This is a genomic window from Streptomyces sp. NPDC058964 (assembly GCF_042741275.1).
In the GTDB taxonomy this organism is placed as follows: domain Bacteria; phylum Actinomycetota; class Actinomycetes; order Streptomycetales; family Streptomycetaceae; genus Streptomyces.
The window spans coordinates 10323-21007 of sequence record NZ_JBHYKH010000109.1; the positions used below are offsets into that span (position 1 = coordinate 10323).

Annotated in this window: 13 protein-coding genes and 1 pseudogene; 11 read left to right on the forward strand and 3 right to left on the reverse strand. The window is 73.5% G+C overall.

The annotated features are described in order from the left end of the window. The 5 genes and pseudogenes from ACFW2E_RS16195 to ACFW2E_RS16215 all read left to right on the forward strand — a co-directional run. Nucleotides 1–313, forward strand: a pseudogene (locus ACFW2E_RS16195) (hypothetical protein); the annotation flags it as partial. Nucleotides 314–328: 15 nt separating this feature from the next. Then, nucleotides 329–1204 carry an AAA family ATPase gene (locus ACFW2E_RS16200; RefSeq protein WP_384466825.1) on the forward strand — a complete coding sequence of 292 codons (876 nt, stop codon included), beginning with the start codon at nucleotides 329–331 and terminating at the stop codon, nucleotides 1202–1204. A 5-nt stretch (nucleotides 1205–1209) separates the two neighbouring features. Further along, the gene (locus ACFW2E_RS16205) at nucleotides 1210–2382 is read left to right on the forward strand and encodes a VWA domain-containing protein (protein ID WP_384466827.1); all 1173 of its coding nucleotides are present in this window, start codon (nucleotides 1210–1212) and stop codon (nucleotides 2380–2382) included. Nucleotides 2383–2423: 41 nt separating this feature from the next. After that, nucleotides 2424–3542 (forward strand): XdhC family protein, encoded by a 1119-nt coding sequence (locus ACFW2E_RS16210; protein WP_384466829.1) that lies wholly within the window; start codon nucleotides 2424–2426, stop codon nucleotides 3540–3542. 22 nt (nucleotides 3543–3564) lie between these two features. Beyond that, a complete protein-coding gene (locus ACFW2E_RS16215) occupies nucleotides 3565–4176 on the forward strand; it encodes an SRPBCC family protein (protein ID WP_384466831.1) in 612 nt (203 codons plus the stop codon). 295 nt (nucleotides 4177–4471) lie between these two features. On the opposite strand, the gene ACFW2E_RS16220 is transcribed toward ACFW2E_RS16215, so the two are convergent. Together ACFW2E_RS16220 and ACFW2E_RS16225 are read right to left on the reverse strand one after the other, a co-directional pair. Then, a complete protein-coding gene (locus ACFW2E_RS16220) occupies nucleotides 4472–5059 on the reverse strand; it encodes a GNAT family N-acetyltransferase (protein ID WP_384466833.1) in 588 nt (195 codons plus the stop codon). A 23-nt stretch (nucleotides 5060–5082) separates the two neighbouring features. After that, a complete protein-coding gene (locus ACFW2E_RS16225; protein WP_384466835.1) occupies nucleotides 5083–5583 on the reverse strand; it encodes a metallophosphoesterase family protein in 501 nt (166 codons plus the stop codon). Between the two features lie 141 nt (nucleotides 5584–5724). Here ACFW2E_RS16225 and ACFW2E_RS16230 point away from each other — a divergent pair, with 141 nt between their 5' ends. The 6 genes from ACFW2E_RS16230 (at nucleotide 5725) to rfbC (ending at nucleotide 10079) form a co-directional block, all read left to right on the forward strand. Then, nucleotides 5725–6171, forward strand: a complete 447-nt coding sequence (locus ACFW2E_RS16230) for a MarR family winged helix-turn-helix transcriptional regulator (protein WP_384466837.1) — start codon at nucleotides 5725–5727, stop codon at nucleotides 6169–6171. Between the two features lie 85 nt (nucleotides 6172–6256). Then, nucleotides 6257–6589 (forward strand): hypothetical protein, encoded by a 333-nt coding sequence (locus ACFW2E_RS16235; RefSeq protein ID WP_384466839.1) that lies wholly within the window; start codon nucleotides 6257–6259, stop codon nucleotides 6587–6589. Next, nucleotides 6586–6762 carry a hypothetical protein gene (locus ACFW2E_RS16240; protein ID WP_384466841.1) on the forward strand — a complete coding sequence of 59 codons (177 nt, stop codon included), beginning with the start codon at nucleotides 6586–6588 and terminating at the stop codon, nucleotides 6760–6762. The genes ACFW2E_RS16235 and ACFW2E_RS16240 overlap by 4 nt, the downstream gene beginning before the upstream one ends. A gap of 7 nt (nucleotides 6763–6769) precedes the next feature. Continuing rightward, a complete protein-coding gene (locus ACFW2E_RS16245) occupies nucleotides 6770–7360 on the forward strand; it encodes a hydrolase (RefSeq protein WP_384466843.1) in 591 nt (196 codons plus the stop codon). A gap of 120 nt (nucleotides 7361–7480) precedes the next feature. After that, nucleotides 7481–9445 (forward strand): glycosyltransferase family 2 protein, encoded by a 1965-nt coding sequence (locus tag ACFW2E_RS16250; protein WP_384466845.1) that lies wholly within the window; start codon nucleotides 7481–7483, stop codon nucleotides 9443–9445. 4 nt (nucleotides 9446–9449) lie between these two features. Next, nucleotides 9450–10079, forward strand: a complete 630-nt coding sequence (gene rfbC, locus ACFW2E_RS16255) for a dTDP-4-dehydrorhamnose 3,5-epimerase (RefSeq protein WP_384466846.1) — start codon at nucleotides 9450–9452, stop codon at nucleotides 10077–10079. On the opposite strand, the gene ACFW2E_RS16260 is transcribed toward rfbC, so the two are convergent. Beyond that, on the reverse strand, nucleotides 10064–10685 hold a 622-nt coding region (locus ACFW2E_RS16260; protein ID WP_384466848.1), incomplete at its 5' end, for a hypothetical protein. The two genes, rfbC and ACFW2E_RS16260, sit on opposite strands and share 16 nt — an antisense overlap.

Below are 10685 nucleotides of genomic sequence, written 5' to 3' on the forward strand. Positions count from 1 at the left end.
GGGGCGGGGGGGCGCCCCCCCCCGCGGGGGCGGGCGGCGCGCGGGGCGCGCGGGGGCGCGCCCCCCCCCCGACGGGCACATCGCCGAGGCGCGGGTGGGGCTGACCAACATGGGCTCCACTCCGCTGCGGGCAACCGCTGCCGAACAGGCACTGTCCGGCGCCGACGGTCCCGAGGCCGTCGCCCGGGCCGCCGAGGCAGCGGCCGAGGGCGCCCGGCCGTCGCAGGACCTCTCGGCCTCGCCCGAGTACCGGGCGCACCTCGCCCGGGTGCTCACCAAGCGGGCGGTGCTGACCGCCGCCGGAATGGGGTGAGCGTCGATCACCCGGATGGACGACCCGGAGCGGGTGCGGGCCCGCCTGGAGGAGACGGGATACCTCCTCGACGACGGCCTCGCCATCGCCTGCTTCCTGGCCCTGAGGCTGCACCGGCCGCTGTTCTGCGAGGGCGACGCGGGCGTGGGCAAGACCGCGCTCGCGTCCGCCCTGGCCGAGGCGCTCGGCGCGCCACTGATCCGGTTGCAGTGCCACGAGGGCATCGACGCCTCCCAGGCGCTGTACGACTGGGACTTCCCGCGCCAGCTGCTGCACCTGCGGGCCGCCGAGGCGGCCGGGGTGAAGGACGCGGAGCGGCTGGAGAGCGAGCTGTACGACCGGCGCTTCCTGATCGCCCGGCCGCTGCTGCGGGCGCTGCAGACGCAGCCCTCGGTGCTGCTGGTCGACGAGATCGACCGGGCCGACGACGAGTTCGAGGCCTTCCTGCTGGAGCTGCTGTCCGAGTTCTCGGTGACGATCCCGGAGCTCGGCACCCTGCGGGCGGAGGTGCCGCCGGTCGTCGTCCTCACCTCGAACCGCACCCGGGAGGTGCACGACGCGCTCAAGCGCCGGTGCCTGTACCACTGGTTCGACCATCCCGGGTTCGCCCGGGAACTGGCGATCGTCCGCCGTCGGCTGCCCGAGGTCTCGGCCCGGCTCGCCGAGCAGGTCACGGCACTGGTGCAGGCGCTGCGGGCGGCGGACCTGGTCAAGCCGCCCGGCGTGGCCGAGACGATCGACTGGGCGCAGGCCCTCGACGCGCTGGGGGCGAGCGAGGTGGACGCGGAACTGGCCGTGGCGACGCTGGGGTCGGTGCTGAAGTACCGGGAGGACGCCGAGCGGGCGAGAGGGCTCGACCTCGCGGCCGTGCTCGCGGCGCGGGGAGGGTGAGGGGCGTGCCGGCCGCCGACGCCGTCCTGCTCGGTTTCGCCCGTGCCCTGCGCGCGGCGGGGGTCGACGCGAGCGCCGATCGGCTGCAGGCGTTCCTGCGGGCCCTTGACGTGCTGCGCCCGGGGGTGCGGACGGACGTGTACTGGGCGGGCCGGCTGACGCTGTGCGGCGGGCGGGACGACCTGGAGCGCTACGACCGGGTCTTCGCCGCGTACTTCGGACCGGGCGACGAGCCCGCGCCGCGGGTGGTGCGGACCCCTCCCCCGCCCCGGCTGCGGCCCGTCGTACGGGAAGCGCCCACCGGGTCCCGCGCGCCCGGCGGGAACAGGCCCACGGGACCGCCGACGGCCACGCTCGCCAGTTCCGCCGAGGTGCTGCGGCACCGGGACGTGGCCGGGCTGGACGCCGCCGAACGGGCCCAGCTCAACAGGCTGCTGGCCGCGTTCGCGCTGCGCGCGCAGACCCGGCGCTCCGCGCGGCGGCGTCCGGCGCGACGCGGGGAGCTCGACCGGCGCCGTACGGTGCGGGAACTGCTGCGGCGCGGTGGTGAGCCGGCACGGCTGCGGCGGCACGCGCGGGTCGAGCGGCCGCGCCGGGTCGTCCTGCTGGTCGACGTGAGCGGTTCCATGGCGCCGTACGCGGACGCGCTGCTGCGGTTCGCGCACGCCGCGGTCCGCGGGGGCCGCACGGAGGTGTTCACGATCGGCACCCGGCTGACCCGGGTGACCCGCGAACTCTCGCACCGCGACCCCGACGTGGCCATGGCGGCGGTCGCCGCGGCGGTGCCCGACTGGCGCGGCGGCACCCGGCTGGGCGAGTTGCTGCGCCAGTTCCTGAACCGCTGGGGGCAGCGCGGTATGGCGCGCGGCGCGGTCGTGGTGCTGCTGTCGGACGGGTGGGAGCGTGGCGATCCGGAGCTGCTGGGGGTGCAGATGCGACGCTTGCACGGGCTGGCACACCGGGTGATCTGGGCCAACCCGCGCAAGGCACGTCCGGGCTACGCGCCCCTGGCCGCCGGTATGGCGGCGGCCCTGCCCAGCGTGGACTCCTTCGTCGAGGGGCACAGCCTGGCGGCGCTGGAGCGGCTGGCCGCCGTGGTGCGCGGGGCGGAGGCGGCCTCCGTCGAGGTGGCCTACGCGGAGCTGGCCCATGCGGAGCTGGCCTCTGAACAGGTGTGATCCGGACGAGTGTGATCCGAACGGTGTGAAAGGAGCGGAACGTGCGTGAGATTCTCCCGGCGCTGGACCGCTGGTACGCGGCGCGGATCCCGTTCGGTCTCGCCACGGTGGTCTCGGTCAGTCGCAGCGCTCCGCGCGGCCCCGGTGCCGCCATGGCGGTGGGGCCCGACGACGAGGTCGTGGGGAGCGTGTCCGGGGGTTGTGTGGAAGGGGCGGTGTTCGAGCTCGCGCAGGACGTGGTGGCGAGCGGGGAGGCCCGGCTGGAGACCTTCGGGTACAGCGACGAGGACGCGTTCGCGGTCGGCCTCACCTGCGGCGGCGAGATCACCCTGCTGGTGCGGCCCGTCACGGCCGAGTCCGACCCCGCGTTCGGCGCGGTGGCGGCATCGGTCGCCAGGGGTGAACCGGTGACGCTGGCCACGGTGGTCGACGGGCCGGCGCCGCGCGGGGCCACGCTCGCCGTCTGGCCGGGGTCCGTGACCGGCACGCTCGGCACGCCCGGCCTGGACGTGGCGGTGACCGCCGACGCGCGCGGCGAACTCGCCCTGGGTGCCACGGGTCTGCGCCACTACGGCCGGCACGGCGAGCGGCGCGAGGACGACGTCACCGTGTTCCTGAACTCCTTCGCGCCGCCCCCGCGGATGCTGGTCTTCGGCGCGATCGACTACGCGGCCGCGGTGGCCCGCATCGGCGACTTCCTGGGCTACCGGGTCACGGTGTGCGACGCCCGCCCGGTCTTCGCGACGCCCAAGCGCTTCCCGGCGGGCGTGGAGGTCGTCGTGAACTGGCCGCACCGCTATCTCAGCGGCACGGAGACCGACGAGCGGACGGTGATCTGCGTCCTCACCCACGACCCGAAGTTCGACGTGCCGCTGCTGGAGGAGGCGCTGCGCCGGCCGGCCGCCTACATCGGGGCGATGGGCAGCCGCCGTACCCACGACGAACGCCGGGAGCGGCTGGCCGAGGCCGGGCTCACGGAGGCCGAACTGTCCCGGCTGCGCTCACCGCTCGGGCTCGACCTCGGGGCCCGTACGCCCGAGGAGGTCGCGGTGTCCGTGGCCGCCGAGATCGTCGCCATGCGCTGGGGCGGCAGCGGCGCCCCGCTGACCCTGACCGCCGGGGCGATCCACTCCACCGGGTCCACCACCGGGTCCGCGTGAACGCGAGGAGGAAGTCGAAGTCATGGAACTGAACCACGAGTTCACCGTCCCGGTACCGGTCCCGGAGGCCTGGCGGGCGCTTCTCGACATCGAGCGCGTGGCGCCGTGCATGCCCGGGGCGACCGTGGAGGACTACGACGGCAAGACCGTCACCGGCTCGGTGAAGGTCAAGGTCGGGCCGATCACGGTGACGTACCGGGGCACCGCCGTCTTCGAGGAGCAGGACGAGTCCGCCCACCGCATCGTGCTCGTCGCCAGCGGCCGGGAGACCCGCGGGCAGGGCACGGCACGGGCGACGGTGACCGGCACGCTCACCGAACAGGGCGGCGGCACGGCCGTGTCGGTCCGCACCGACCTCACGGTGACCGGCCGGCCGGCCCAGTTCGGGCGGGGGGTGATGGCGGAGGTGGGCGACCGGCTGGTGAGCCAGTTCGCCGACCGTCTGTCGCAGCGCCTGGCCGAGCCGGCCGACGCCGTCACCGAGGCCCCGCCCGAGCCGGAGCCGCTGGACCTGTTCCGCACGGCCGCAGTACCGGTGGCCAAACGGGCGGCGGTGGCGGCCGGGGCCGCCGCGCTGGTGGCGCTGACGGTGGCCGGGATCGTCACCCTGGTGCGACGCCGCAGGCACACCTGACCCGGGAGCCCCCGCGCCCCCCCGGTGGCGCCCATGGCAGCCTGCCGCCACGCGGACATGGACGACCGGCTCGGAGACGGACAGCGGCAGCCGCGAAGCAGCCACCGGTGCTTGGGACCGGGGTGAGGGGGAGGTGGGCCCACCGAAGGAACTGGGCGGCGAGCAGGCGGCGTACGAACGTGACGTCGATCAGCACGCCGTTCATCCCACCGAACCGGCCACCGAACCGGCCGCCGGGCTGCCCGCGGAATTTGCGCTCCGGCCCCCGGACTCACCCGGATTCCCTCGGACTCCCTCAGACATCGCCCTGGACGAGCGCGTGCAGATGCTGGTCGTGCCAGCCGTCGGCGTGCAGCAGCGCTCCGCGCATGGTGCCCTCCAGGGAGTAGCCCGCCTTCTCGGCCACCCGGCACGAGGCAGGGTTGGCCGTGGAGTGGCACAACCGCAGCCGGTGCAGCCCGAGTTCGTCCAGCGCCCAGCGGCTGAGCCGGCGCGTCGCCTCGACGACGACGCCCCCGCCGCGGGCTTCGGGCAGGACCCAGTAGACGAGTTCGGCGCTGCCCCCGGCCAGATCGACGTCGTTGCAGCCGATGAGCCCGGCGACCGCGCCCTCCGGCCGGGCCACGGCCCAGACGGCGCCCGTCTCGGCCTGCCAGCGCTCCCGCATGCGCTCGATCCTGCGGCGGGCGTCGGCGCGGCTCTCGACGGAGAAGAGGTTCCACCGGCGGATGGCCGGGTCCTGACCGGCGGCCACCAGCGCGTCGGCATCGTCCACGCGCCACGGCCGTAGCTCCATGCCGTTGGCCAGCGGCAGCACGGGCTGACCGCCCTCGGCCATGCGACCTGCGGGAACGACGGGTGGGATGCCAGAGCTGGAGATCATCGCGGCATCGTGCCACACCCCCTTCACCGTGGCGGCAGCCGGTGCAGTGTCACGTCCGTGAGCGCGCCGCCGGCGAGGGTCGCCGTCAGATACGTGCAGTGGGGCAGGCGGCGGCGGTCGGTGGGCGAGCCGGGGTTGAGCAGGCGCAGTCCGGTGGGGGCGGTGGTGTCCCAGGGGATGTGGCTGTGTCCGAAGACCAGGACGTCCAGGTCCGGGAAGCGGGCGGCGCTGCGGGCCTCGCGGCCCTGGGCGGGACCGGTCTCGTGGACGACGCCGAAGCGCAGGCCGCCGAGATCGGCGTACGCCACCTCGGGGAGCCGGGCCCTCAGTTCCGGGCCGTCGTTGTTGCCGTACACGCCGACCAGCCGTCGGCTGCGGCTCTCCAGCAGGTCGAGGGTGGCGGTGTCGATCCAGTCGCCGGCGTGGAACACCACGTCGGCGTGCGGGAGTTCGGCGAGGAGTTCCTCCGGCAGCCGCTTGGCGCGCGCGGGGACATGGGTGTCGGACATGAGCAGCAGGCGCACGCGGCCAGGCTAGGGCAGGCCGGGGTGCGCCGCCGCCCGGAACCTGGCCCCGCCACGAACGGAACCAGCAGGCATAACTGTACAGCCCCAACTGGACAGGGCAAACTGGACAGGTCGAACTGAAGGAATTACGGTGGCGGCATGGACCACATCTCCGACTCCGCCGCCCGCGCAGCGCGAGACCTGCGCGTGGTGTTCAGCCGGCTGCGGCGCCGTATCCGGGAGGTCGCGCGGGACGAGGACGAGGGCGTCCTCAGCCCGTCCCAGGAATCGGCGCTCAGCCTGGTCGGCAAGCACGGCGCCGCCACGGCCAGCGCGCTCGCCTCCGCGGAGGGGGTCCGGCCCCAGTCGATGGCCGCCACACTCGCCGCGCTCGAACAGCACGGACTGATCCGCCGCACGCCCGACCCCGACGACGGCCGGCGGCAGCTGGTCACCCTGACCGACGGCGGCCGGGCCCGTGTCGAGGGCAACCGGCAGGCGCGCGAGGAGTGGCTGGCCCGCGCCTTCCAGGACCGGTTCACCGAGGAGGAACGGCAGACGGTGCTGGCCGCGCTGAGGCTGATGGAACGGCTGTCGCAGCAGTGACACCGAGCCTCAAGAGGCCCGTCTCACCGGGTACGCGGCCCTCCCCCACCGGCTTCGGCCGCCGGCTGATCCCGCCGATGGTCGTGTGGGCTCCGTCCTCAACCCCGTCGACTCCTCGGTGATCGCCGTGACCCTGGTGCCGATCGGGGTCGCCTTCGGGGCCCCGGCGAGACGGTCCGGCTGGTCTCGGCGCTCCATCCGGCTCGCGGCGCGGGAGCTGCGCGTGCCGGACCCCTTCGTCGACCTGCGGCTGCCCGGCGGAAACGTCCCGCTGCCGGCCACGCATCTGCGCCGGCTCCTCGGCTGCACGACCGCCTTCATGTACGGCTACAGGCAGTGGCTCGAACAGGTCCGCGGCCTGAGCGCCTCCACGGCCGGGCTCACGCTGCTGCCGCCGCCGGACTGCCGCGCACCTTGATGTACCTCGGCGCGCTGGGCGCCTCCGCCGCGACCGCGGCGTTCTTCCGGCACCGCTCCGACACGGCCGGGCTGCACGGCCCGGCCCTCCTCATGTCCGCCGGATCGGCACTGCTGCCGGCGACCACCCTCCCCGACCGTCCACTCGGCCGTCCCACCCCCCGAAAGGCCTGATCGACCCATGTCACTCACCGCCCTCGACCCGCGTACCGCCCTGGTCGCGATCGACCTGCAGAACGGCATCGTGGGCACACCGACCCGGCCGTACCCGGCCGCGGACGTGGTGTCCCGCACCGTCGAACTCGCCGACGCCTTCCGGGCCCGGAACCTCCCCGTGGTCCTGGTCCGGGTGTCCTTCGCCCCCGACGGGGCCGACGCGGTTCCGGGCCGCACCGAGCGCCAGGCGCGCGGTCTCGCCCTCCCGGAGGGCTGGGACGTCATCGTCGACGACCTGTCCGGACACTCCGGGGACATTCATGTCACCAAGCGCAACTGGGGCGCTTTCCACGGCACGGACCTCGACGTCCAGCTGCGCCGCCGCGGCGTCACCCAGATCGTCCTGACCGGCATCGCCACCAGCATCGGCGTCGAGTCCACCGCCCGTGCCGCCTACGAGCACGGTTACCACGTCACGCTGGCCACGGACGCCATGTCCGACCGTGACGACGAGTCCCACCGGGGCAGCGTGGAGCGCATCTTCCCGCGGCTGGGCGAGACGGGCACGACCGCCGAGATCCTGGAAATTCTGGCCAAGACCCACAACGCTCAGTGACGAACAGCGGGCCCTTCGTGCCGGTGGACGTCCGCCGGCCCGGAGGGCCGCGTTAGCATTCGGCCACGCACAGGTGCCACCCAGTCAACAGGTGGCCGTCTAAGGGGGCTTGGGAACCGGATGCCGGTCAAGGTCAGTGTGGTCGTCCCTGTGTACAACCCTGGCCCCTGCATCGAGGACTGCATCGCCTCGATGCTCCGGCAGTCGCTGCCTCCGGACGAGTTCGAGGTGATCTTCGTCGACGACGGGTCCACCGACGGGACCCCGGCCCGGCTGGACGCGCTCGCCGCCGAGCATCCGCACATCCGGGTCGTCCACCAGGAGAACTCCGGCTGGTCGGGCAGGCCGAGGAACGTGGGGATCGCCGCGTCCCGGGGCGAGTTCGTGATGTTCGTCGACAACGACGACTACCTCGGCGACGAGGCCCTCGAGCGGATGTACGAGTACGGGGTGGCGAACAAGGCCGACGTGATCGTCGGCAAGATGGCCGGGAAGGGCCGCACGGTGCCGGTGGAGCTGTTCCGCCGCAACCGTCCGTACGCCACCGTGGAGAACGCCCCGCTCATCGACAGCCTGACCCCGCACAAGATGGTCCGGCGCTCCTTCCTGGACCGCACCGGACTGCGCTTCCCCGAGGGCCGGCGCCGACTGGAGGACCACGTCTTCATCACCGAGGCGTATCTGCGCGCCGACAACGTCTCGGTGATCGGCGACTACGTCTGCTACTACCACGTCAGGCGGGACGACGCCTCCAACGCGGGTTTCCAGCGCTTCGAGCCGGCCGGCTACTTCAAGAACCTCCGCGCGGCCCTGGACGTCGTCGAGCGGTACACCGAACCGGGGCCGCTGCGCGACGGGCTGCTGCGCCGCTGGCTGCGCGTCGAGATGGTCGAGCGGATGAGCGGCCGCCGGCTGCTCGCGATGCCCGACGACTACCGGCGCGAACTGTTCCGCGAGATGCACGGGGTGGTCCTGGAGCGCTTCGGCCCCGGGGTCGCGCCCGGTCTGCGGCCGGGGCAGCGCATCGTCGCGGCGCTGATCAGGGACGACCGCTACGACGACCTCGTGGCCTACGCCCGCTGGGAGGCCGGGGTCGGACCCGGCGCCGATCCGACCGGCGTCGACTGGCGGGACGGGACCCTGCGCGTCTCCTTCACCGCCGAATTCCGGTCCGGTGAACAGCCGTTGACGTTCCCGGCCGACGGACCCGGCACGCCGGCGGACACCGCGCCGCGCGACCTGGACGAGGCGGCCGCCTGGCTGGGCGCGGACGCCGTCGACGGCTTCGAGCAGGCCACCGCCGACCTCATCCTGCGCGACCGGGCCACCTCCGCCTCGTACTTCCAGCCCGTGGAGGTCACCCGCGAGCGGGTCCCGGCCGGGGACGGGCGGGTCCGGCTGGTTCTGCGCGGCACGGCCACCGTGGACCCCGGCACCGCGGCGGGCGGCGCCCCGCTGCACGGCGGCCTGTGGGACGCGTACGTCCGCGTCGGCCTCGGGGGCTGGTCCAAGGAGTGCCGCCTCGGTCCGGCACCGCGGCAGGGCCGTCCCACGCCGCCCGCGGGAGTGGTCGCGGGCCGCATGGTGCTGCCGTACTGGACGAAACAGCACCACAACTTCTCCCTGGACGTCGACCGCGCGAGCAAGGCCCTCGGCATGGGCCGCCTCACCCCCGAGGACGCCGCGGTGTCCGGGAGCCACCGGCTGAGCCTGGCGCTGCCCCTGTACGTTCCCGACCGGACCGGCGTCCTGGTGCGGCTGACCGGCGGCGCGTCGGGCACGTCCCTGCGGGAGACGGGAACGCTCACCCCGGCCGACGGGGCCGGCTCGCTGCTGGAGGTGCCGCTGCCGCTGGGCCGGATGAGGGGCGCGGCCTGGCGGACGGAGGTGTGCCTGGTCCCGGAGACCGGGGCGCCCCGCTTCCTCCGGCTGCCGGTCCGCCTTGCGGTGACCCGCACCGGCGCGGTCCGCGTGGCCGGGCCCCAGGCGCCCGGCCCGCTGCTGCGGCTGGCGCGCAGGGCGCGGCGTGTGATCGGCGTGGCCCTGGGTAGGAAGCCGTGGCAGAACGTGACACGGAGGACGTGACGGCGTGCGACCACTGGACATCGCGGGGGCCTGGGTGCTGGAGCCCAAGGTGTTCCCGGACGACCGCGGCAGCTTCCACGAGTGGTACCGGGGCGAGGAGTTCCGCGAGGCCACCGGCTACGGCCTGGACCTGGCCCAGGCCAACTGCTCGGTGTCCCGGCGCGGGGTGCTGCGCGGGGTGCACTTCGCCGACGTGCCGCCAGGTCAGGCCAAGTACCTGACGTGTGTGCGCGGGGCCGTCCTGGACGTGGCGGTGGACCTGCGCGTCGGCTCGCCGACGTACGGCCGGTGGGAGGCCGTGCGGCTCGACGACGAGACCCACCACGCCATCTTCCTCGCCGAGGGGCTCGGCCACGCCTTCATGGCGCTGACCGACGATGCCACGGTGGTCTATCTGTGCTCCACGGGGTACGCGCCCGGACGCGAGCACGGGGTGCACCCGCTCGACCCCGACCTGGACATCGCCTGGCCGACGGGCATCGAGCCGGTCCTCTCCGAGAAGGACGCCGCCGCCCCCTCACTGGCCGAGGCGGAGCGGTCCGGTCTGCTGCCCAGCTACCACGACTGCTCCGCCCATGACGCACGGCTGCGCTCCGGAGGCAACCGCCTCTACGGGGGTCAGGACTTGGCGTAGCGCTGCTTCAGCGCCTTCCGCTTGTTGGTGCCCTCGGCGTTCCTGCCTTTTTCGATGATCACAAGATTGTGGTAGAAGTGCACGGCGACGACGTTGAGGTCCGTGTAGGTCGGCTGGTAGTTCTCGTCCACGAATTCCTCGTAGTTGAGCCCGTCCGTCAGCCGCTTCAGCATCGCCATGCTGGTGTTCGGGTCGTCCCGGTCCTCGCTGCCCATCCATTCGGGCCAGTACGACGACTGCGTGTCCTCGACGGCGTATATGCCACCGTCCTTGAGCCGGGGGAAGAGGGTGGCGAACGTGGTGAGCACGTGCGGGCTGCGGTGACTTCCGTCGTCGATGATGACGTCGAGCTCGCCGATCTTGTCGGCGACGGCGTTCAGGGACGAGGGGTCGGACTGGTCACCGATGAACGTCGTGATGCGGTCCTCGTCGACAAATGACTTGTCCTGGATGTCCATTCCGAAGATCTGCGCCTTCGGGAAGAACTGCTTCCACATGCGCAGCGAAGCCCCGCCCTGGCCGGGGGGGGGGGTACAGCCCAGACCCATATAAACCCGGTTGAACGTATAGTTATTGATGTGGTGGGAAATAGGCAGATATGTGTTG